Origin of the sequence: Enterococcus ureilyticus, from assembly GCF_001730315.1 — a bacterium.
Lineage (GTDB): Bacteria > Bacillota > Bacilli > Lactobacillales > Enterococcaceae > Enterococcus_L > Enterococcus_L ureilyticus.
Window position 1 is genome coordinate 46,359 of record NZ_MIKC01000008.1, and the last position, 23,719, is coordinate 70,077.

The window sequence follows — 23,719 nt, forward strand, 5'->3', positions numbered from 1 at the left end:
AATATTTATCCTCCAATTTGAGACATTAGTCGAGAATCTCCCTGATTCTCTAAAAAATGATGTTTCTCAGGTTTTTGTTGAATTGCCGTAAAGACTTGTTCTAATAATAATTCTTTATTTTCTGTCCGTAGTGCTTCTTTGACATTACAACCATCTTCCATGTGTAGACACGTTTTTAAGCTCCCATCAGCCGTAAAACGAATGCGGTCGCATTCCGCGCAAAAACAGTGACCAAGCGCACTGATAAAGCCTATTTTCCCTTTAAAATGCGGGATAGAAAAGTAGCTGGCTGGTCCATTCCCTAAGCGCTGTTCAAATGGAGTCAGTACACCATAATTGTCTTGTAACACTGAAATAAGTTCTTCTTGTGTTTTCCCAGGACAACCTTTCCCTAAACCAATTGGCATCAGCTCAATAAAACGAACGTGAATGGGGCTTTCTTTTGCAAATTTGGCAATCGTACAGATTTCTTTTGCCGTTAGTTCGCCTCTTGCTACAGTGTTGACCTTGATATTAGGCAACTCCACTGCAACCGCTTTACGTAATCCATTCAATACTCTTTCTAACTCCCCAACTCTCGTGATTTTACGAAATTCATCTGGATCAAGTGTATCAATACTTATGTTGATTCCATCTAGTCCCGCTGTTTTTAACGCACTGGCATATTTATCTAATTGAATCCCGTTCGTTGTTAGAGTGACCTTTTCGATTCCTTGAATGGCTTTGATTGCTTTGATCAAAGGGATGGTATCTTTCCTCGTTAAAGGTTCGCCACCTGTTATTTTTACTTTTTTAATCCCTTGTGCTGCTAAGTTTTCAACTAAAAATAAGATCTCTTCCAGGCTCAATACTTCTTCTTTTTTCAAAAAACACATCCCTGTTGCCGGCATGCAGTATGTACAGCGAAGATCACAACGATCCGTTACTGATAGTCGAATATAATCAATTTCACGATTAAATGAATCTTTCATTTGAAGTCGCGTCCTTCCTACTCTTTCATTCGTCGCTTACTTGGTTTGTTGAGATAAAGTCACCACTTTTCCCACCAGATTTTTCTAACAGACAAACATTCGTGATTCTCATTTCACGATCCATTGCTTTACACATATCATAGATCGTCAATAGCGCAACATTCACACCAGTTAACGCTTCCATCTCTACCCCAGTTGGTCCAATTGTTTTGGTTAGACACTGAGCTGTCAAAAGCTGATCTGAGTTCCAGCTGAAGTCGATTTCACACTTGGTCAATGCTAGTACATGGCACAGAGGAATCAACTCGAACGTTTTTTTCGCTGCCATGATCCCAGCTATTCTTGCCACTTGCAGGACTTCGCCTTTTTTAATTGTTTGATTTTTGATACCGATGCCGACTGCTTTTTTCATATAGATCTCACCATATGCGAGCGCTGTTCTTTCACTTGCTTTCTTATCAGAAACATCGACCATCCGAGCCTTTCCTTGTTCATCGATATGGGTAAATTGTAGCTCTCTCTCCATTCAAACACCTCTCTTAAAACGCTTTCATCTTCTTGTTCTATCTGAAACTAATTCTCTTTGTTTTAAGTTTAGCACTACAACTAAAAAAAAACAATCTGATACAAATAATTTTTTTTAGCATATTTAACAAACAAAGATCAAGATAGAAAAGTACGCTTCATTTTCTACCTCAATCTTCTGTTAATGATTAGAATTCCCAGTAATACACGGTGACATGATCCCCTTTATTCAATGCCCGTTTAGCAGGCTGATCAATGAAGCAGTTTGTTTCTAATGTACTATGAAATACGGAAGAGTAGTGTAGTTTTGTCTTCAAAGAAACACTACCCTCTTCTTCATAAGCACGAACAAAACGCCGAATCTTCGATAATTTTAATTCTTCCGTTAATTGAGCGCTCCTTCTTTTTAAATTTAATTCTGGACAATTCATAAAGTGCGCCAGCGCTGACCAATAAAATAAATGGAGATTGACCACCGCAGCAAATGGATTTCCAGATAAGTGTAACATTACTGTTTGCTGGTACAGACTGGCCATCATCGGCGTGCCTGGCTTCATTTTCACAAAATGAAACAGCGACTTGCCTTTTAGCTGTTGGATCACTTGAGGCACATAGTCTTTTTCTCCTACAGAAACTCCTCCTGTGGTGATCAGTATATCGACTTCTTGTATTTTTTCTCTAATAACACTTGAAATACTGTCAATCTCATCTGCACAATGTTCCATGAAAATAATTTTGCTGCCACTGGCTTGAATGAAGGAAGCCAGAGTATAGAGATTGCTGTCATAAATTTTTCCTGAAGTTAAAGGTGTTTTTAAAGAAATCAATTCACTACCAGTAGCAAGTATTCCAACTGTCATCGGGGCTAAAACAGTGACCTCTTCAATTCCTTGTGCAGCCAAAATACCAATTGCCCGACTATTCAGTAATTGGTATTTTGATAGCACTTTTTGATCAGCAGAAACATCCTCCCCGATGCATCCATAGTTACTTCCTACTTTGACTTCTTGATAAATCAGCACAGTACTCTCGCCATAATCTGTGCGTTCTTGCTTGATCACAGCATCATATGGCTTTGGGATAGGCGCGCCTGTCATGATCTTAACAGCTGTTCCTTGTGCTTGCTCTAGATTGTCAAGCGCATCCCCAGCAAAAATCGAGCCGACTACCTTTAAACAAATTGGTCGATCACGACTTGCACCTTGTGTTTCTTTTGCAACCACTGCATAGCCATCCATTCCCGCTCTAGGAAAATGAGGAACGGCTACTTTTGCTAAAATATCTTCGCCACACACTCGTCCACAGGCTTCTATAAGCGGGACTGTTTCTACTTTCTTTTGCTGCGCTAAAACCTGTTTGATTTTATGTTGCGCTTCTTCGACTTCAATCATTACAAGCGCTCCTTTTTACTTGATTGGTGTAATAGACACTGCACAAACCTTGTATTCAGGAATAATCGCGATATCATCAAAGGCAGCATTCGTCAGCTCATTTACATTGGCATCTGGAAAATGAAACGTCATGAACACTTCTTGTGGAAAGACTCGATTCCCAACAGCTGCATACGTATCGATCGTCCCACGTCTAGAACTAACTCTGACTTTGTCCCCTTCTTCGATCCCCAAAAGTTTGGCATCTACTGCATTGATTTCAATATACGATCGATCCGCAATTTGATTGATTCCTTCGGTCCGTCCAGTCATAGCTCGAGTATTGTAATGATACAACATTCGACCCGTCGACATTAGATACGGATAGCGTTCATCTGGTAGTTCTCTAGCTTTCTTGTATGGAATTGCCATAAATAATCCTTTGCCCCGAGTGAATTCACCTACATGCATGATCGGTGTACCAGCATCTTCCAATGTGCGACAAGGCCATTGCAGTCCTTCTTTTTCCAACCGCTCATAAGTAATCCCACCAAATGTTGGTGTGACAGAAGCAATTTCTTCCATAATTTCTTGGGCTGAATCATAATGGCACGGATAACCTAGACGAGTCATCACGTCACAAAAAATGGCGAAATCTTCTCTTGCTTGCCCTTTTGGTTCCACTGCTTTTCGGACACGTTGCACCCGTCTTTCAGTGTTAGTAAAGGTGCCATCTTTTTCTGCATAACTGATTCCTGGCAACACGACATCTGCATAAGCGGCAGTTTCCGTCATGAATAGCTCTTGTACCACAAAGAACTCTAGATTTTCCAGCGCTTTGCGTACATGATTCGTATCTGGGTCTGTGACGATCGGATCTTCTCCAAATATATACAAGCCTTTGATTTTCCCTTCAGTTGCCGCAGGTAGTACCTGGGTTGAAGTCAAACCTGTTTTTCTATTTAATGATACTCCCCAAGCCTTTTCAAATTTTTCCATCACTTCTGGATTCGCAACTTTTTGATAACCAGGAAAATCATACGGCATGCAGCCCATATCACAAGCACCTTGTACATTATTTTGGCCACGTAATGGATTAACGCCACAGCCAGGCTTGCCGATTTTCCCAACTAACATAGCGAGATTGGACATACTCATCACGCCCTCTGTTCCTGTAGAATGCTCGGTCACTCCTAAACAATAAATGATTGGTGCTTTTTCTGCCGTTGCATATAGTTTAGCAGCTTTGATCAAATCTTCTGCTTCAATGTGACAGATTTCCGCCACTTTTTCTGGAGTATACTCTGCGACCAAGCGCTCTAATGCTTCAAACCCTTCTGTTTTTTCTTCAATAAAGGTTTGGTCAGCTAAGCCTTCTTTTAAGATCACGTGCATCATCCCATTCGCGAAAGCCACATTTGTTCCCGCTTGGATCTGTAGATGAAGTTCACTATTTTTCACTAAGTCGATTTTCCGTGGATCAACGACGATCACTTTTGTTCCATGTTGCATCGCTTGACGAATTTGAGAGCCGATTACAGGATGGGCTTCCTCTGGATTTGAACCTACTAGTAAAATCACATCAACATCTGTCGTGATATCTGCAATTGGATTAGTCATTGCACCTGATCCTAGTGTATGTGCTAAACCATGTACAGAGGCTGAATGACAAACGCGGGCACAGTTATCTACGTTGTTTGTTCCAAAAGCTGCTCTCATCATTTTTTGAAACACATAATTGTCTTCATTGATCGAACGAGAACAAGAAAATCCCGCTAAGGAATCTGCCCCGTGCTCGGCTTTTAATTGACTGAATTTGTCTGCAACTAAGCTCAGGGCCTCATCCCAAGTCGCTGGTTCGAAAATGCCATTGCGTTTAATTAATGGTTCTGTGAGTCGATCGCCTGAACCAACAAATTTATAAGAGGCGAATTTTCCTTTTACACAAAGAAGGTTTTTATTTGCTGCTCCATTGATTGGCTCTACTCCAACTAATTTATTGTCCTTCACCACTAAATTCATCTGACAACCAGTGCCACAATGCGGACAGGTCGTCGGGATTTTTTTTGTTTCCCATGCACGATACTTTTTGTGGTCTTTGCTGACTAACGCACCCGTTGGACAAGCAGAAACACAGTTTCCACACGATTCACATAATGACTGATCGAATGCTGCGCCATAGCTAGGGGTCATTTTTGTATCAAAACCACGCTTAGCAATACTAATCACATCTCGTCCTTGTCTTAATTGACACACTTTCGAACAACGTCGGCACATAATACATTTTTCTGGATCATAGTCAAAGAATGGATTGCTTGTATCTTCTTGATGACACGGCATGCGTTTCCCTTCTGTAAAGGTAGTCTCATCAATTCCATAATCGAGACAATAATCTTGTAGTTTGCACTCTCCATTTTTGCCACATGAAAAACAATCTAACTTATGATTGCTTAATAGAAGATCCAATACAAACCGACGAGAGTCATTCACTCTAGGCGATGCTGTATGAACCACCATTCCATCTTGGCAATGCGCTGTACAAGCAGTCGTCAAACCACCTTTGCGACCGCCTTGTATTTCGACTGTACACATTCGGCATGAGCCATCAGGAGCTAATTCTTTTAAATGGCAAAGCGTTGGTATTTCAATGCCCAGCTTTTCAGCAGCGGCTAAAACCGTTGTCCCTTTTGGAACTGTTACTTGATGATCATCAATCGACAATGTGACAGTCGCTGTTTTTAATGTTGTTTCCATCTTACCAAAGCCCTCCTTTTACTGATGTAACTGCGGTTTGAATGCCTGCTTCAAATTCTTCTGGAAAATAACGAAGGCCGCTTTTCATAGGATTCGCCACAGATTGACCTAGCCCACAAGCCGAAAGATTCGTGACATGCATCAGCATTTTTTCAAGACGTTCCAGATCTTCTGGAACTGCTGATCGAGTATTGAATTTTTCTAACAATTCTAATATCCGTGTTGTCCCTAAGCGACATGGGGTACATTTTCCACACGATTCATGAGCAAAAAACGCCGCTACATTCACTAAATAGTCAACGACATTTACTTGATCATCCATCACAACGATAGCACCTGAGCCAATGGCTAGATCATGATCCCACAATCCTTCATAGGAATAAATACACTCCTCAAGGTTGTGCACCGCACCAATCGGTCCTGATTGACCGCCGAAATGAATAAATTTCAACGGGCGACCCGTAGACGAGCCACCACCATATTCCTCGGAATACAAAATGTCTTTTAGAGGTGTCCCGAGATTTACTTCATATAATCCACGATTTTTGATATGACCAGACAAACAAATCAGTTTCGTCCCTCCGCCATCTTCCGTTCCTAAATCACGATAAGCTTGACCGCCTTCTCGTAAAATAACTGGAATACCAGCAAAAGATTCTACATTGTTTACTAAAGTTGGCTTCAAATACAACCCCACATCTGCTAAGTGAGGTGGTTTCACTCTAGGTCTGCCTGTTTTACCTTCAATTGAATTTAACAGTGCCGAATTTTCACCACAAACGTATGCTCCAGCCCCAGAAATAATTGTAATTTTGTAATTAAAGCCTTCAATTCCTAAAATATTTTCTCCTAAGAATCCTACTTTTTCAGCATTATCCAACGCTTCTTGAAAAATTTTTTGAATCCGCAGATATTCACCGCGCATATAAATATAACCAGCTTTAGCGGAAAAAAGAAATCCTGCAATGATCATTCCTTCGATCACACTCAAAGGATCATGCTCTAATAAAGCCTTGTCTTTAAACGTTCCAGGTTCACCTTCGTCTGCATTACAAACAATATACTTCGTATCTCCTTTGGCACCGTATAAATGGCGCCATTTCTTCCCTAATGGAAAAGCTGCTCCACCACGTCCACGTAAATGCGCAAGATCCAACTCAGCTAAAATTGTTTCTTTATCCATCTCGATAGCCTTCAACAAGCCTGCAAACCCCTGATATTGCTGGTATTCCTCCACATTTGTGGCTTGCTTCATTTTCATCGTACGTTCTAGTAAAACCGGTTGATTTCGTTGGATCATTTTTTTCCCTCCTATAGCTCCTGATAACATCCGTTTCGAAGATCATCGATCAATTGATACACCTTTGCCTCTGTCAAATCGCCAAAAACAGTGTCCTTGATTTTGATGACAGGACCTTGGTCGCAAGCCCCAATACAAGGAATACTGTGATACATAAACAAACCGTCCGGTGTCACTTGGTCTGCTGGCACTTCCAAAATTGTTTCTAGCACTTCTGCTAGCATTGCACTTCCTGTAAAAAGACAGGGCGTGCTATTACAAATTTTCAGTACATATCTTGCTTGTGGTTCCGTTTTCAAAATAGCGTAAAAACTTAAAATTTCATACACACGCGCTTGCGATAAATGAAGTCGTTCCGCTACTAATTTTGCTGTTTCTTCATCGATATAGCCTTCTTCTGACGCATATTGAATAGCGATCAGCATATTCAATATGCGCTGTGGATCTGCATCATGCGCTAAAATAATTGCTTCTTTTTCTGCCAAACTCAATGAACCCATACTTTTTCTCTCCTATCTTCCACGCTATTCTTAGAAAAATGTACACCCTCTTGATCCTTTATAAGCCTAATTGTTTCAGGTAATTCAGGCGTATTTAAAATTAGATCGGCATATTGAATCACATTCGCTGCTGTTTTCTTAATACTTTTTTGATTTGCCATCATCACAAAGATACCTGGTTTGACGACCTCACGAAGAGAATTCGACTCACAAACAATCACTGTATCTCTTGGAACAACCTGCAAAAACGTGAGAAATCCTTCTAACAGATGATCATGAAATACTTTTAATAAGTAGACTTTTTTACATCCGGCTTTTAATAACTGCATCGTATCCTTTGTTCCAATCCTATTTGTTTCTTCGATCAACTCATAACCTTCCTCAATACTTGTACAAATTCCACACCCTACTTCTCCTCGTTGACACTGACCACGACGACCACTAATTGTGATGATTTTCAATCCATAAATAGAAAAACGCTGATAATTTTCAGCAATCAACTTTTTAGCGAGCGTCGTTTTGCCACTGTTACGTCCAGTTGAGCCGATTTGAATCAAATCGAGAACCTCAATACTTTTCATAGACACCCTCTGTCTCATGGACTTCTTTCTTTTCCGTCGTTACAAACATCAATGGAACTGCTAAAAATAAACTACCACCAACTGCATTTCCCAAGAACACAAACAACGTATTGCTTAGATAATCAGACCATTGAATACCACTAACCGTTGAAAAAATTGCAGCTGGTATAATAAATGCATTTGCCACTACGTGCTGGAAACCGCAAACAACAAAAACCATTACAGGAAACCAAAGCCCAAACATTTTTCCAAGATACGTCTTGCCCATTGCTCCTAAATACACAGCTAAACAGACAAAAATATTACAACCAATCCCAGAGATAAACGCGACGAATGGCGGATCTGCCATTTTTGCTTGAGCAACTGAAAGTGTCTTTTCTAAAAATGCTCCTTCTGTCAAGCCCACGATATGGCCAAAGAAATAAGCGACGAGCATGCCACCGATACAGTTTGTGACCAAAACAATCAGCCAATTATAAAGTAGACTTTTACCACTGATTTTTCTTTGTAAAAGCCCCAATGTCATAACCATCATATTTCCTGTAGCTAATTCACCACCAACAAAAGTAAGCGCTACCAATCCGATTGGAAATAAACAGCCGCCTAAAAAAGTTGAAAATCCTCCCCAACTTTTTGGCACAGTTCCCGATATTCTGATAAAAGCTAAATAACCTAATGCAATAAAACAACCTGCCATGATTCCTAAAATGCTTAATCTAAAAAATGGTAACTTACTTTTTGCTAACGCTTTATCGCCTAAATTGCCAACGACCTCTTGACTACTCTCAAAATCCATCTCAAACTCCTTTCTTCTCACTGATTCCATAAGATTAATTCTTTTGGTGTATTAACATTTTTTAACTCAAAAGACGATTCTAAGGTCATCACTTTCACTGAAAACTGTCTGAATTCTTTTCTAATGCGCCAATCATTTGTCTTAAGTTGCTGTTGAAAAATCGGCTGACAAGAACGATGATAAAAAGCATAGAGTGGCTCAAAACGATGATCTTGCTTACAAATAACGATATCATACGCTTGAATATCTTTAGCCATTTTCCAAATCAACTCGCTGTGTAAGTTCGGAATATCACATGCTAATAGAAATAAATGATCCGTTTCTATATTTTCTAGCGCTGTCACTAGGCCACCCAAAGGTCCTTTTTCTGGATATTGGTCTTCTAACATATAAACTTGGGAAAAAATTGGTGGAAATTTAGCTCGTCTATCTGTCACAAACATGGTATGTGAGAAAATCTTTTTGAGCTGCTTTATTGTTTTTAGTAGCATAAATTCTCCATCAAGCTGCAACAATGCCTTATCAAACCCCATTCGTGAACTTTTCCCACCACACAAAACAACAGCCGTACAATTTATAGTTTGTTCGATGGTCCCACCTCCTAAAAAGATAAAACTAAAAAAATATGATGACTAAAAAATATTTTTTAGCAATAACTTTTATTCCATTATAAAACATCCTTGCGACAAGTCAATTATTATTTTACAATTTCATCCCAGCAACTAATGCTATTTGGTCTTATTTTTAGAAAAATCAAACAAATTAAGAAGTAACTCTGCTGCAAATACGGTATACTAGTATATGAAATACAGAAGGAGGTTTGTTTAATGGACTATAACATGACAGAAAATACTGTTTTCCCGTTAGTCGAAGTGGCTTTAAAAACAGGTGAAAGTATCCAATTAGAAAGTGGTGCCATGGTTTATCACAATGGTGAGATCAATCTTGAAGGCAAAATGAATAGCAATGGCAAAGCTGGTATAGGTGGCGCTATTCGCGCGTTAGGTCGTTCAATGTCCAGTGGCGAAAGTTTTTTTATCACGAAGGCTTCTGGCTTGACCGATACAGCGAAAGTTGCTTTAGCACCAGCAACTCCTGGCACAATCAAAGAACTCCAAGTAGGATCAGAGCATTGGCGTTTAAATACTGGTGCATTTCTAGCTTGTGATGCATCTGTTTCTTATAATATGAAACGTCAAAAACTTAGTGGCGCGATCTTTGGTGGCACAGGTGGTTTGTTCGTAATGGAAACGGCTGGTTCAGGTACTTTATTGATCAACAGCTACGGTGATATCGTTGAACTTCATTTGGATGGAACAAAACCGTTTGTTGTAGATAATCAGCATGTCGTTGCTTGGTCAGAATCACTGGATTACAACATTAAAATTGCCTCTGGTCTCTTTGGTTTTACAACTGGTGAAGGTGTAGTCAATGAATTTCACGGCACTGGGACAATCATGATCCAAACAAGAAATATTGAAGGCTTAGCTGGCTTGATCAGCCCTTTCGTTAGCAGCGGCTCATAAAAATAAATAAGTGTGAAACGCTCAAACGAGGGTTTCACACTTATTTTTTGTTTCAAAACGAATATCATTTCTAAAAATCAGCAAATCCAGCTTCTCTCTCTTGCGAAAATAAATGATGCTTTTCTGCAATAATCTGCTCAAAAAATAGTATTTCTGACACACCATAATATGGAATAACATAGATTCCGGCTAAACCAAAACTAAAGAAAGTTGCAAACTGCCACAATACAAATGAGTAAGAAAAAACCAGATATTCTAACTTGTAACCTTGCATGAGCGCTTGGCTTAACGCCATCGCTTCTTTTGGTGAGAGTTCAGAATCTTTTTTCAATAGATAATTTGTCATACTATAAGATAATTGCTTGATCACTCCAGGAATAACAAATAATAATGACCATAAAAATGTATAGAGTGTCACTAAAAGATTGGCTATCACTGTCCGTTTACCATTCTCTCTAATAAATGCTAGAAAAACTGTTTTAAGATTAAAACTGCGGTTTTCCACATTATCGACTGCTGCCCATTGCACCATTCCACGATACATTATTGTACCAAGACACAAAATTGTCCCAATTAAAAAAGCAAGAAAAGCAAAAAAGCCATTTGCTACCGTTGTAGTCTGAGTATACGTCACGGTGTGCGTACCATTTTTCCGTGAAACTGACGCAGGACTTGTTAATGAATGTAAATTTTTCTCAGTAAAATTGTCTTCCTCATAATAATCATCTTGATAAAAAGCTTCATCATATCCGTCATCATAGCCGTCTGAATAGCCATCATCATAGCCTTTTTCATAGTTAGAATAAGTGCGGTTCGATTTTTCAGTATACTCATCTTGCCAAGAGTGATAATCATTTGACGGATCACTAACGTGCGCTGACGATTGAAACAGGAAAATTATAGAAAAGAAATAGATAAATAATACTGCACAAGGTAAAATAGCAATCAAACTCCAGTTTCCGTAATGTCCATGTAGATGGGTTTGAGCTTTCTTTTTTAGTTCATTTCTTATCATATGTTCTCTCCTTTTAACGCTTCTAGAATCTTCTATAGCCGTTTCTATCTATTTTATCGCTTTTTTCATTATACCTCTTAAAATGTTGTTGCGACCACTCAATTCCTTTGCTATTTACGGAAATTTTTGAGAAATAATGAGCGTAAATAGAAAAACCATCTGTTTAATTAGATGGTTTTAAGGATTTAGTGTATTTTTGTTAGAGTGAGACCGAAAGAAACAAATGAAATTAATGATCTGCCAGCTGATTTCAATCCACTCACTCTAAACAGAGTGAGACTTCTTCAATTAAATTCATACGTTGTACCATTTCCTATTTCAATCCACTCACTCTAAACAGAGTGAGACGCCAGTTGATTTACTAAAGTTTCTTTTTGACTAGATTTCAATCCACTCACTCTAAACAGAGTGAGACTATCGAAACAACCATCCCCTAATAGAGCATCATAATATTTCAATCCACTCACTCTAAACAGAGTGAGACTTTCGCGCTAAAGCCTAAAGCACCCATCACTTTAGATTTCAATCCACTCACTCTAAACAGAGTGAGACTTATCGATACGTGCATGCTTGAAGACATAGAGACATTTCAATCCACTCACTCTAAACAGAGTGAGACCCTGCAGCGGCAGCGGCACCTACAGAAACAAAAATTTCAATCCACTCACTCTAAACAGAGTGAGACAAACTTGTATTTCAGTAGGACTATTAAATTTAGAATTTCAATCCACTCACTCTAAACAGAGTGAGACTAAGATTGTCTTAACGTAAAGTGACGCGCAAGTAAATTTCAATCCACTCACTCTAAACAGAGTGAGACCGTGAAAATAGAGTGATTTTCTAAAAAAATACTCTATTTCCAACTAAAGTAACTTATAAGATGAGATTACGATGAGAAAAACACTGAAAACAAGTCATTTCTCAGTAAAAATCAGTGCGGATCCCCCAGCTATTTCATGTACACTTAGGGTTCGCACCCACATTTTTTTAGCACTTAACTTTATTCACTACATATTAAACATTAATTTCTTGATCGTATCGGAAAGAACTGCGCTTGCTAAATTGCTAAACACATCCGAAGTAAATTGCGGTGCATGTTTCTTTAAAAAAGTAGCAACTTTCCCTTGATCTTTTGATTCAGATTCTATCAGTAATTTCAAACTAGCCTGAAATTCTTCACTATTTTGGGGAAGCTGTGTCAACATTGTTCTAATTTCTGTAGAAAATTGCGCCCAATCAATCTCTTGATTTTTCCCATTAGTAACTTTATTATTGTTCCCGATCACAACAGTCGAATGATTGATTCCACCAAAATCATTGCCTTTTATATTCATTTTTTCACCTCATTATTTTTATCTGTTTCAGGCGTATAGTGATTCTTGCTTTGGTCGTTAACGCCATTGTTCACTTCATTTTGATCACCCGCTATAACAGTACTATCATGAATACTTTGATCCACATTCCACACGTTTCGATCAATTTGGATATTTTCCTGCTTCATATTGATCACTACTTTTCCTTTACGATGGTCATCATTGATACAATCTTCAATCACTTCCCGTACCTTTTCCGCAAAAGATTTATTTTCACAATGAATCAAGTAGGTAAAACCAGAATTAAGATTCACATAAATATAATAGCCCTTATTCAAATTTTCCATAATCACCAAATAAATATAAAAACCTGTAAGAATCATTCCAACCATACTCCAAAAGCGAAACAGCATGAAGCCTCCTGAAGAAAGAATAAATAATACCGCTGCTAACCAAGGTATTGTTAAATTTGGCTCGGCTACAAATAGTTGAGAAACATTACTGATCTGAAGCGTCCGATCGTCTAACGCAATGACATTTTTCTCAATTGAAATCTGCGTTGGATTTATTTTATTTTTTGCATTTGGATGAAAATTGAGTTTACCAAACATATCGGTCATTTCCATTTTTCGGCGCTCCTTCCTATCCTTTATTTTTTACTAAACATCTCTAATAATAGCATAGATTAAACACTTTTAGAATATAATTACATACTTTTAGTTTTCTATCTGTTTTTTTGCATAAAAAAAGTCTGGTACATAACTCTACGAGTTATGTACCAGACTGAAGGAATCCGTATAAACGGTGGGAGCAGAAGCAATCACTACGCTTTGCTTCGATCACATCAAATTCTAAGTGCTAAAGCACTAAGATTTGAAGGCTTCAGAAATAAACACTCCTGTCCCAACCTCTGCTAATGAATCATTTATTATTGTACTAAACTTGCTATCTCTTCTTCAGAATAAATTTTCTTGTCCGTCTTGATAATCTCTGATTGATCTTCTGATGGTGACACAAATCTAAAAATGGTACACTTCGCAACGGTATCACTAGTATTTGAAATGCGGTGAATGCTATTATTCATCCGAATCATCTCACCAGTTGTCACTGTCTTATTTATGATAGCCGACTCGATCCATTCCAAAAATAGCGTCCCTTCATTTACCACAATAATTTCTTCGATTTTGTTGTGAACATGCCAATCTTGGACACAGCCAGCTGGGATGACATTTGTATGAACTTCAAAAGTATCAAATAAAAAATAGCTCACGTCTGTTCCATTTTCCTTTGTTACTGATACCGCATTTGTCTGATCAATTATTATTGGATTCTTTTTCTCTGTTTTTCTCATTAGATATCTACTCCTTATTGCTTGAATCCCAAATACTTTCGTTTTCATCTTCAGACGAATAGATTTCTTTAACATTCCCGCTTTCATAAAATAAATAAAAGGTTTCATTACTATTTAAAAAAATAGAAGGGCAGACTTTTTCTCTTATTTTAATTTCCCCTCTTATAGATAGTTATCTAAGCTTACCATATTCTTATGGAACAAGAAATATACACCTTATAGATTCGTCTACAAAAGAACACACAGACTAATTCGCTTACTTCCTCTCAAAAAAACGTATAAAACAAAACCAAGATTTAGCTTTGCTTCACACGCTTATGCAAATTAATCAATAATCACTAGTTACACCTAAGCCTTGGTTACCACTCAATTGCTTTGTTCATTTAGTGATTCATTGCTGTTCTCCTAAATATTCATCATCGGACATCATCACTTCTTTTGGCACACCGAACAAATAAGTCAGTACAAAAGATAAAATAAAGATACAAATCCCAACTACGATATAGGTCACCAATTGATAAGAGCTATAAATATACATCAATGGAGACAGAATCACCGCTAAACCATATGAATTCGCTTGCACATTTAGTAAAGATAAAACAGCGCCGCCTAATGCAGAACAACCAAGCATAATTCCTAGCGGTTTCATCCCATAACGAATGGTGATCCCAAACAAAGCAGGTTCACTTACGCCTAACAGTTGTGTCACCCCAGCACTGGTTCCGATAACTTTTACATTTTTGTCTTTGGCTCTCACACTCACAGCAAAACTGACCGCCGCATTGGCAAATCCATACATCGCACATAATGTAATCAGCGGATTAAAGCCAGTCGTTGCGAGTAAACTTGTTTCAATCATAATAAATAGATGGTGCATTCCTGTCATAACCGCTAGAGGATACAAGAAACCGATCAACAAACCACCGATCCCAAACGGTAATTTAATCAAGCCTGTAATCAAGTACACCAGCCCATTTTCAACAACGTGCAAAATTGGTCCTAAAACTAATAGCCCGGTCAACATCATTACTAAAATAACGACAAAAGGCGTGAACATTAAATCCAAAGAATTCGGCATTTTTCTCCGCAGTACTTTTTCCAATTTTGCGCCTAAAAGACCAATGACTAGTGCAGTTAAAACACTACCTTGATACCCCACGATCGGAATAAAGCCAAACGCCATCAACGGTTCCACTCCACTATTGAGATCTGCCACGGAATAAGCATTCGGCAACATTGGTGAGACCAACATCAAGCCAATCACAAAACCTATAATTGGCGTTCCCCCGAATTTCTTAAAAGCCGACCAACAAATCAATGCCGGCAAAAAGGCAAAAACAGTATCTGTCAACACACTTAATAGAACTAACGCGAACTCTGGAATTTTATCTGCTGATGTTCCAAAAAAGGCTAGAACACTATCATTTAAAAAGACACCCTTCAATCCTAAAAATAATCCAGTTGCTACGATGCCTGGAATAATTGGAACAAAAATATCAGAAAGCGTGCGGATCGCATGTTTGATTGGATTACTTGGCTGTTTCATCTCTTCTAAGGTCGTTTCTTTTTCTAACAATTCATGATTGTTTTGAACTAATGAATCATACACTTTATTAACGATACCAGTACCTAAAATAATTTGATATTGACCAGCATTGAAGAACACCCCTTTTACTTGATCAATTTTCTCAATTTTTTTATCATCAATTACTGAACGGTCCTTCACTTCTAAACGTAAACGTGTTGCACAATGGGTAATTCCTGTAATGTTCTCTTCCCCAACAATGCTGATGATTTCTTCTCCAATTTGTTTGTAGTTAATTGCCATTGCCATTCACCTCATTTATTTTTTTAAACAAAATACTTTGATAAGGATGAAGCTTTACGTCATTTGTTTCACTGACTAAATCATCATGAGAATTTAAAAATAAATCAATTGAGCCAGCGTCTAAAGAAACTAGCTCCTCAGTATCACTCAAATTGGTATAACAATAAACAACTCTGTCTTTTAATACCCGTTTATATGCAATCACATTGTCTGGTACATTATCTAAGAAAACAATTGTACCATTCGTTAAAACATCACTTACTGCCCCATGTTGTCGCAGTGCAATCATCTGTTTATAATGCGCTAGTACAGGATTAGACTGTGCATTTCGATTTGGATATTCTTCGGTCATCGAAAGCCATGGCGTCGTATCAGAAAATCCACCATATTGACTAGCATCCCAAGGAAATGGTGTACGTGTATTATCACGACTTCGTTGATTGACAAATCCCAACGCTTCTTCCGGTGTGAAGCCTTCTTGAATCGAGCGATAGTAATTATCGATACTTGAAATGTCATTGAATTGATCGATTATTTTACGTTCGGCATTTTGCATGCCCAACTCTTGCGCTTGATAAATAAATGGTGTTCCACGTAGAAAGAAATAAAGCATACCGATCGCTTGAGCAGCTTCATTCGTCTGAAACTCAGGCTTGATAAATTTTGAGACCGCTCGCGGTTGGTCATGATTTTCAATAAAATTAGCGCCCCAGCCATTGGCTTGCAACACTTCTTGTGATCGTTTTAGCTTTTCTTTGAATTCCTTTGTAGTCCAATTCGTTCGCTTAAACCAGTCAGAGCCAGATTCAACATCAATATCGGAATAATTAAAATCAAAAATCATTGAAAAATACCCACCGTCACCGATAAAATCACCGTATTCCTCGTAAGGCACACCTGGTGCTTCACCTACTGTTACACAGTTATATTTCTCAAAAGTCTCTTCTTTCAATTCATTTAAAAATCGCTCAATGCCAGGCCGATTTCTTGTTTTACTTTTACAAGAAGCTAAACCATCTACACCATCCGCAGGTAAACTAGAAAAATCTTGATCTTTCTTGATAAAAGTGATCGAATCGATCCGAAAACCTGCAATTCCTTTTTCTAACCAACGATTGATCATTCCATAAATTTCTTGACGCAGCTTAGGATTTTCCCAGTTCAAATCAGGCTGTTTTTTGTCAAAAGCATGAAAATAATAAGTATCTTCATTCGGAAGTTTTTCCCAAACTGAACCTCCAAAAATCGAACGCCAGTTATTTGGTTCAGTTTTTCCTTCTTTAAAAATATAATACTCTCGATACGGACTTTCTTTGTCTTTTAATGCCTCTTGAAACCAAGGATGTTCATCTGAGGTGTGATTGATGACTAAATCTAAAATCACTTTGATTCCCAACTTATTCGCATCTTTTAACAATTGATCAAAGTCAGCCATAGTCCCAAATTCAGGATTAATCCCTTCAAAATCAGAAATATCATAGCCATTATCCACCATTGGAGACGTAAAAATCGGACAAATCCAAACCGTAGTGATCCCTAGTTCTTTTAAATAAGGGAGCTTTTCTCGAATTCCCTGAATATCTCCTATTCCATCATTATTTGAATCCTTAAAACTTTTGGGATAAATTTGATAGATCACTTCTTTTTCCCACCAATTTTTGTTTATCATTTCTATACTCACTATTTATTCATCCTTTCACCCTTTGTGGTATCGATACCATATTTCCATAAGAATAAATCCACCTAAGTGGATTTACGCTCAATTAGCGATAAAATAAGTTCTTTTTTATTTACTTTGTAAGTTACTCCTTCAAGCAAAGCAACCATCAATTTCGTTGCTTCGATCCCTAAAGCCGTCGTTGGCTGATTGATTGTTGTGAGAGGAACAGCAATAATACTTGTACTTGGCTGATTATCAAACCCTAATACAGCCAAATCTTCTGGTACATGTAATCCTTGCTGAAGCACTTCTTGAATAATCCCAATAGCGACCTCGTCACTTCCACTAAAGACAGCATCCGGTCTGTCATTTTTAGGTAGACTTAGTATTTCTCTCGCTACTTTTTGACCATCTTCCATGTTATGGACTTGTTTAAAGATCCACTTATTTTTAATGGATAACTCATGTTCAGACAGCGCCCGTTCAAAGCCTTTGGTTCGTTGTTGCCCATGTCCACCAATGGTTAAATTCCCACCGGTACAATAAGCGATTTTGTGATAGCCTTTCTGGATGAGATAATTCGTTGCCTCATAACTGATTGCTTCTTGATTGGTAGAAATATTGGGAATTTCTGTTCTATCTAGTTTTTCATTACATAGCACAATTGGTCCATAGCTTGAATAGTCTTCAATCACTTGTGAATCGCTTTCAATTGATGTCATGATCACACCTGCGACAACTTGCTGTTTTAGATACTCCAGCATTTTCAGCTCTGCTTTTGGATCATCATAAGTTTGCATGATCAGCAGTTGGTATCCATGTTCCTTTGCTTGTTTTTCGATTGCATCTACTAAATAAGAAAAAAATGGATTGGTGATTCTAGAAATCAACACACCGATCGTTGTACATTTTTTTGAGCGAAGTTGTGTGGCAATTGCACTCGGTGCATAGTTTAGTTCATCCATTGCTTGTTGGATTCGTTCTTTTTTATCATCTGAAATATACGGATGATGGTTTAAAAAACGCGAAACCGTGGAAACGGATAAACCAGCTTTTTTTGCAACATCTTTGATTGTGGCCATCGGCTGTCTCCTTCTATGATATCGATACCATAAATATAAAGTATCTTTTTATTTTTGTCAATGCTAAAATAACTCTCTTTCATTTTAGCATTGACATCCTCTTCCAAAAGCTTCTCACTTTCCTTTTTAAGAAGCTCTTTTCAGCACAGATTAAAACTAAATTAGCCCTGGTATTCCCCCCTAATGATAAGTTGAACGATCTGACTTCCACTGCAATAAATGCTGATTCAGCGAATCTATTTCATTCGACTGTTTATCAGATGAAAATCGAAATGTCCGATTGTTCATCTTTATGACGATTTTAGCTTCCGATACCATTCTTGCTTTTCCACTAAACCTAATTTTTCTAACTTTCAAAATAGCTGTTTTTCGATATTCAAATACCTCTTCATTAATTATTAACTTAAACCTATACTTTCCAAGCTCTACTAAAGATATTTTTTTATAAAATAGTTTATTGTAGCACTTCTGTAAATAGTGAGAGATAACTATCAAAAAAAGACAAAGTGTGATTGATACGATCCAAATTTGTGCGGTCGTCAAATTTTTAGTTGGGATATTAAAAAGAGCCATTACAATTCCCATACCTACTATTACTAAGAAAAAACCTACTATAAAAGAAAGACTACCAACAACTGTTGGCAGCAAAAAATAGCTAGAATATCTTAATGTTACATCCCTAAGAATCGTTTTATCTTTTGACTGTTTATTCCCTTTAAATTGAACCATTTTTTCTCCTTACAAACACTAAATATTTTAGATATACGATAAAAAACTATTCATCTATATTTACTAAACCAGATCTTACACATTCCTATTTTAAATAAAGGAACATCAAAACCTAAAAATTGAGACCCATTTCTTTCAACAAAAACAGAATAGAAAATAATGTAAAAAAAACAGCAAATATAGAAAAGAAAAAAATCATAAATCGCTTTCCAAATTGGTTATCCACTGTAGAAAATATCTGATTGACGTTAGTAGGATTGTAGCGTAATTCAACCTTGGAATGAACGGGCAGTCCTTTTCTCTGACCTATAGGTATTTTATGGAAATAGATCAGTTGATTGATTTAAAATTCTCTTTTATATTGTTTGTTATTGATTGTATATTCAACCAATGACACTCTACCATAATTTGTTCCATCAGAACTTTCTATTTTATACGTGCTATTACTAAGTACGATCTCGACCACTCTTTCTGTCGTTTTCTTTTCTACCGTTTTCATCCTAAAATAAATAAGTAACACGATAACCCAAAAGATAAATGCGTGAATCGCACTAATAAAAACATCCTTCATATTTAACTCCTTTCAAATCTACTTCTACTCTTTTTTAAATGATAAAATCTCTTGCAAAGCTTTTTCACCATTCATATTGCCAAACGTTTTCATATCAATATCTACACAAGGAATAGCCAAAGGCGAAAGAAGTTTTTGTAAGCTTGCCGTTTTATACCGAACTTGCGGACAAACCATCACACGATTAACATACGGTTTAAAAATTGGTGTTAACGTTAGTTGATTGATCTCCGCTTCGCCACCATACGCAATCAGTGTGGGGTACAGAGTAGATAAATTCTCAAAATCGGCAATCACATCATGGAGTTGCCCAAAATAAACTGCTTTAGGATCTGCTGCTTTTGCGGTTTTTTGGCAAAACATACTAGACGTCATACCGCCTGCACAACAAATATAAACGAGCATATTATCCTCTCCTTAAACTATTATTATGCTATTATTTAATGTTTTCTTTAAATTCTTGCTCTGCCTGATTTAATAATGGTCGTACAGATTCTTCAACTTTTGAGTCTACATTCATGCGCATCATAAACTGACTAGGCGTTTCTTTAAATCCATTCATAAGACTATCTTTATATTCTGTTACTAAAAATTGGCTTGTCTCTTTTATTTCTTTCTTATCCATTGTTTTGTCTACTTTCTATTTTTAATTATTCTATATGGTAATTATACTCGTTTTTTGAGAATAAAAGAATCATAATTAGTCATTTTCGTTATAACATCAGACAAAAATCTGCATAAGTAGCTCCACAATTAGTCGCTACTTACACAGAATTATTTTATACTCTTACTTCGGGTTTCCCTTTGTAGCGATTGATATAATATCTTTCCAACCAACCTTGTCCCCAGCCAATCGCCACACAAAGCAGCCAATAAATCACTGCCACCAAAATATACATCGTCATATAATCAAAGGTTCTTCCACCCACGATTTTGGCCTTTTGAAAAATATCAGGAATCGTGATCATTGCAGCTAATGACGTGCCTTTTAACAAATCCATCGCCACATTGCCTAATGCTGGAATCGAAATCCGAAAAGCTTGCGGCAAAATAATTTTGCGCATCACTTTTCCAAAAGGTAACCCCAACGCATACGCCGCATCCCACTGCCCTGCTTCAACTCCTGCAATCGACCCTCGATAGATTTCAGCAATAAACGCACTACTCGTCAAACTAAAGCAAATACACGCGGCAGTTAAGGCACTTAACTGATAGGGAAGTCCAAAATACAACAGAAACAACAAGACCAAACCAGGAACTCCCCGTAAAAACGAAATATAAAAGCGAACGAACCCTTTGATTACTTTCGAAGGCAACATTCCTAACACAGTCAACAGAATCCCAAGAACATTTCCCATCAAAAACGTCACGACACTGATGCCAAGTGTATAAGGCAAACCCGTCAACAGAAAGGGAATCGAGTCGATCATTAACTGAAAATCGATTTTTGGTATATACATCTATTCAACTGAAACACTTTCTTCAACTTTTTCTTTCGGCTCCACTGAAACATCGGTTTGGAAATATGTTTCAGAGATTTTTTTCATCGTACCATCATCTGTCATTGCTTTTAATGTTTCATCAATTTGTTTACTTAATGCAACACTGTCTTTTTTCATTAAAAAACCAGTAAAATTCGCATTAAAGTAGACATCTTCTAAAATTTTTACCGGAATATCAGGCAACGCACCGACTGACATTTTTTGTAGATAATAATCATTTAAAATAACATCCGTCCGACCATTGGCAACATCTGTCAGGTATTGATCATTTGTCGCATTATCGTAGGTTACTAATTTTGCTCCGTATTTTTCCGCTATTTTCATGTAGTTTGTATTGGGTTCGCCAGCTGCTTTTTTGCCTTTTAAATCTTCAAGAGAAGCAATCCCAGAATCGTCACTTTTTCGAACGATCATGCTGTCAAATGAATACTTGATTGGAGAAGATAAGATAAATTTTTTCCCTCGGTCCCCTGATAAACCAAAGTCATTCGCCGCTAAATCAGCTTCACCTTTATCAACGGAAGTAATCTGACCATCCACATTGTATTCTTTAAATTCAACCTCAACATCTAAACGTTTGGCAACTTCTGTGATAACATCCACATCATAGCCGGTTAATTTGTTTTCATCATTATAATAAGAAGATGGGAATAAGGTTCCTGAAGTGGCAACTGTTAATTTTTTTGCTTCTTCGACTTTTTGCCAGCTATTATCTTTTCCAGCAGTCTGCTCTTTTGTTCCACCACACGCAACGAACACTAAACTTAATACAACAATACTAAAACTAGCAAATACTTTCTTCATTTGAACCTCCTATGATTCACGATAAAATTTTGGTAATAAGAATTTCTGTTCTTGCTCAAACAACTTTCCAACTTGGAATAATACATCTTCGCGGCCTTTCGAAGCCATAAATTGAATGCCTAACGGTAAACCAGATCCTGCTATATGAGTAGGTAAACTGATTGCTGGTTGTCCTGTTAAATTCGCAAGCTGAGTAAATGGCGTGATCGTTAAGCTTTTTTCAAACATATCATAGATCAAGTCTTTTAACTGTATATCAGAAAATGACGCCGCTTGAGCTAAGTCTTTACGAATCTGATCACTCTGCAGTTCTGCATCTATTTTAGGCGCACTATCAGCAGTAGTCGGCGTTAATACTACATCATATTCCTCAAATAATTGCTCCATTTTATATGCCGCTAGATCCCACAGATGAAGTGATCTTGTATAGTGACTTGCAGGAATCTTCAAACCATATTGGTAAATCCCCCAAGTCATCAGCTCCATATCATTTTTCGTAAGCGGTCGCTGAATGGCCTCTTGAATCCCATCAAACATAGCGGCTGTTTCAGCACCATTCATCAAGTAGTAGCTATCAATCAATTGACAACCATTGACTGGATAGGAAATTTCAGTTACTTCATGTCCTTGTTGTTCTAAAAATATTGCTGCATTGTGTGTTGCTTTTATTGCCTCTACTGAGACTGGTGTCCCAACAGGAGAATCGGTTAAAAAGGCTATTTTCAATGTTTTTTTCTCTGACGCTGCTTGATGATTCCACTCAGCTTTCGGCGCTTGATAGGGCGCTGCTTTTTCGGTTCCACGTAAATGATAAAATAACGTTTCGGTATCTCTCATCGAAACTGTTAAAGCAAAATCGATCGAAGCTCCTTGCCAGCCACGCCAACCATCAGGTCCAACTGGCATACTGCCGCGTGTTGGCTTTAACCCAATCAACCCACTAAAAGAGGCTGGAATCCGAATCGAACCACCGCCATCACTTGCTCCAGCAATTGGAAATACCCCACTGGCAACGGCTGCCGCAGCGCCACCACTTGAACCTCCAGGTGAATAGGCAAGATTCCATGGATTTTTAGCTGGTCCGTAAATCGTCGGATCAGAAATATTTTTAAAGCCGAACTCTGGCGCATTGGTTTTTCCTAATGGAATCAAGCCCAATCGTTCTAAACCTTTCACAAAATTATCCGTTGCATTTGCACGGTTTTCTTGAAATAAACGAGATCCAGATGTTGACTTCATTCCTGCTTTATCTTGTCCGAGCATTTTTAAAGGAATAGGTAAGCCAAAAAAAGGACCAGTTTCTGCTCCTCTAGCTTCATATTGCTGTTTCGCAGCTTCCGCATCCCAGTCAACAAAGGCATTGAGTTCAGGATTTAGCTTTTTTACCTGCTGCGTTCGCTCATCGATCCATTCTGTCACACTTAGTTTTTTGTCTCTAAATTGTGTTGCGTAATACAAGCCGTCTTTCATGATCATCCCCCTTACAATCCTGATGATTTTATTATACAGGTTATTGGGGATTTTTTAGGTTTATTTTGCTT

General features: G+C 37.7%; 24 protein-coding genes and 1 CRISPR repeat array. Of the genes, 1 reads left to right on the forward strand and 23 read right to left on the reverse strand.

Going from position 1 to position 23,719, the window contains the following annotated elements:
• Window positions 1-5: 5 nt before the first annotated feature.
• The 9 genes from moaA to BCR24_RS05485 all read right to left on the reverse strand — a co-directional run bounded on the left by moaA (window position 6) and on the right by BCR24_RS05485 (window position 9,354).
• Window positions 6-971 carry a GTP 3',8-cyclase MoaA gene (moaA, locus tag BCR24_RS05445; protein ID WP_069639559.1) on the reverse strand — a complete coding sequence of 322 codons (966 nt, stop codon included), beginning with the start codon at window positions 969-971 and terminating at the stop codon, window positions 6-8.
• A 25-nt stretch (window positions 972-996) separates the two neighbouring features.
• Window positions 997-1,497 (reverse strand): cyclic pyranopterin monophosphate synthase MoaC, encoded by a 501-nt coding sequence (gene moaC / locus BCR24_RS05450; protein WP_069639560.1) that lies wholly within the window; start codon window positions 1,495-1,497, stop codon window positions 997-999.
• A 187-nt stretch (window positions 1,498-1,684) separates the two neighbouring features.
• Window positions 1,685-2,887, reverse strand: coding sequence for a molybdopterin molybdotransferase MoeA (locus BCR24_RS05455; RefSeq protein ID WP_069639561.1), 1,203 nt, complete (start codon window positions 2,885-2,887; stop codon window positions 1,685-1,687).
• Between the two features lie 15 nt (window positions 2,888-2,902).
• Entirely contained in the window at window positions 2,903-5,620 is a 2,718-nt protein-coding gene (gene fdhF / locus BCR24_RS05460; protein ID WP_069639562.1) for a formate dehydrogenase subunit alpha, read from the reverse strand.
• A 1-nt stretch (window position 5,621) separates the two neighbouring features.
• Window positions 5,622-6,920: a complex I 51 kDa subunit family protein gene (locus BCR24_RS05465; RefSeq protein ID WP_069639563.1), complete on the reverse strand. Its 1,299-nt coding sequence runs from the start codon at window positions 6,918-6,920 to the stop codon at window positions 5,622-5,624.
• Window positions 6,921-6,931: 11 nt separating this feature from the next.
• Window positions 6,932-7,420 carry an NADH-quinone oxidoreductase subunit NuoE family protein gene (locus tag BCR24_RS05470; RefSeq protein ID WP_069639564.1) on the reverse strand — a complete coding sequence of 163 codons (489 nt, stop codon included), beginning with the start codon at window positions 7,418-7,420 and terminating at the stop codon, window positions 6,932-6,934.
• Window positions 7,408-8,001, reverse strand: a complete 594-nt coding sequence (locus tag BCR24_RS05475) for a hypothetical protein (protein WP_239574231.1) — start codon at window positions 7,999-8,001, stop codon at window positions 7,408-7,410. The genes BCR24_RS05470 and BCR24_RS05475 overlap by 13 nt, the downstream gene beginning before the upstream one ends.
• Window positions 7,988-8,797: a formate/nitrite transporter family protein gene (locus BCR24_RS05480; RefSeq protein WP_069639566.1), complete on the reverse strand. Its 810-nt coding sequence runs from the start codon at window positions 8,795-8,797 to the stop codon at window positions 7,988-7,990. The genes BCR24_RS05475 and BCR24_RS05480 overlap by 14 nt, the downstream gene beginning before the upstream one ends.
• A gap of 17 nt (window positions 8,798-8,814) precedes the next feature.
• Window positions 8,815-9,354, reverse strand: coding sequence for a molybdenum cofactor guanylyltransferase (locus BCR24_RS05485; RefSeq protein WP_275579447.1), 540 nt, complete (start codon window positions 9,352-9,354; stop codon window positions 8,815-8,817).
• Between the two features lie 270 nt (window positions 9,355-9,624).
• Between BCR24_RS05485 and BCR24_RS05490 the strand changes: the two genes are divergently transcribed.
• Window positions 9,625-10,323 carry a TIGR00266 family protein gene (locus BCR24_RS05490; protein WP_069639568.1) on the forward strand — a complete coding sequence of 233 codons (699 nt, stop codon included), beginning with the start codon at window positions 9,625-9,627 and terminating at the stop codon, window positions 10,321-10,323.
• A 70-nt stretch (window positions 10,324-10,393) separates the two neighbouring features.
• Here the strand turns inward: BCR24_RS05490 and BCR24_RS05495 are convergent, their stop codons facing one another.
• The 14 genes from BCR24_RS05495 to BCR24_RS05560 form a co-directional block, all read right to left on the reverse strand.
• Window positions 10,394-11,338 carry a DUF975 family protein gene (locus tag BCR24_RS05495; protein ID WP_069639569.1) on the reverse strand — a complete coding sequence of 315 codons (945 nt, stop codon included), beginning with the start codon at window positions 11,336-11,338 and terminating at the stop codon, window positions 10,394-10,396.
• A 247-nt stretch (window positions 11,339-11,585) separates the two neighbouring features.
• Window positions 11,586-12,158: direct repeats of the CRISPR family, unit length 33 nt; unit sequence ATTTCAATCCACTCACTCTAAACAGAGTGAGAC.
• A gap of 187 nt (window positions 12,159-12,345) precedes the next feature.
• A complete protein-coding gene (locus BCR24_RS05500; RefSeq protein WP_069639570.1) occupies window positions 12,346-12,672 on the reverse strand; it encodes a hypothetical protein in 327 nt (108 codons plus the stop codon).
• A complete protein-coding gene (locus BCR24_RS05505) occupies window positions 12,669-13,277 on the reverse strand; it encodes a hypothetical protein (RefSeq protein WP_069639571.1) in 609 nt (202 codons plus the stop codon). Before BCR24_RS05505 ends, BCR24_RS05500 begins: the two co-directional genes overlap by 4 nt.
• Before the next feature lie 302 nt (window positions 13,278-13,579).
• Complete coding sequence (locus tag BCR24_RS05510) at window positions 13,580-14,002, reverse strand: cupin domain-containing protein (protein ID WP_069639572.1); 423 nt, start codon at window positions 14,000-14,002, stop codon at window positions 13,580-13,582.
• A gap of 391 nt (window positions 14,003-14,393) precedes the next feature.
• Entirely contained in the window at window positions 14,394-15,830 is a 1,437-nt protein-coding gene (locus BCR24_RS05515) for a PTS transporter subunit EIIC (protein WP_069639573.1), read from the reverse strand.
• Entirely contained in the window at window positions 15,820-17,499 is a 1,680-nt protein-coding gene (locus tag BCR24_RS05520) for a glycoside hydrolase family 13 protein (protein ID WP_069639590.1), read from the reverse strand. Before BCR24_RS05520 ends, BCR24_RS05515 begins: the two co-directional genes overlap by 11 nt.
• 74 nt (window positions 17,500-17,573) lie before the next feature.
• On the reverse strand, window positions 17,574-18,572 hold the full coding sequence (locus BCR24_RS05525; protein ID WP_069639574.1) for a LacI family DNA-binding transcriptional regulator: 999 nt from the start codon (window positions 18,570-18,572) through the stop codon (window positions 17,574-17,576).
• A gap of 180 nt (window positions 18,573-18,752) precedes the next feature.
• Complete coding sequence (locus tag BCR24_RS05530) at window positions 18,753-19,301, reverse strand: hypothetical protein (protein ID WP_069639575.1); 549 nt, start codon at window positions 19,299-19,301, stop codon at window positions 18,753-18,755.
• Window positions 19,302-19,644: 343 nt separating this feature from the next.
• Window positions 19,645-19,872: a hypothetical protein gene (locus BCR24_RS05535; protein WP_069639576.1), complete on the reverse strand. Its 228-nt coding sequence runs from the start codon at window positions 19,870-19,872 to the stop codon at window positions 19,645-19,647.
• A gap of 24 nt (window positions 19,873-19,896) precedes the next feature.
• Complete coding sequence (locus tag BCR24_RS05540; protein WP_069639577.1) at window positions 19,897-20,277, reverse strand: PTS sugar transporter subunit IIB; 381 nt, start codon at window positions 20,275-20,277, stop codon at window positions 19,897-19,899.
• Between the two features lie 31 nt (window positions 20,278-20,308).
• Window positions 20,309-20,497 (reverse strand): hypothetical protein, encoded by a 189-nt coding sequence (locus tag BCR24_RS05545; protein WP_069639578.1) that lies wholly within the window; start codon window positions 20,495-20,497, stop codon window positions 20,309-20,311.
• Window positions 20,498-20,651: 154 nt separating this feature from the next.
• Window positions 20,652-21,332: an amino acid ABC transporter permease gene (locus BCR24_RS05550; protein ID WP_069639579.1), complete on the reverse strand. Its 681-nt coding sequence runs from the start codon at window positions 21,330-21,332 to the stop codon at window positions 20,652-20,654.
• Complete coding sequence (locus BCR24_RS05555; RefSeq protein ID WP_069639580.1) at window positions 21,333-22,178, reverse strand: transporter substrate-binding domain-containing protein; 846 nt, start codon at window positions 22,176-22,178, stop codon at window positions 21,333-21,335.
• Window positions 22,179-22,187: 9 nt separating this feature from the next.
• On the reverse strand, window positions 22,188-23,648 hold the full coding sequence (locus BCR24_RS05560) for an amidase (protein ID WP_069639581.1): 1,461 nt from the start codon (window positions 23,646-23,648) through the stop codon (window positions 22,188-22,190).
• Between the last annotated feature and the right edge of the window lie 71 nt (window positions 23,649-23,719).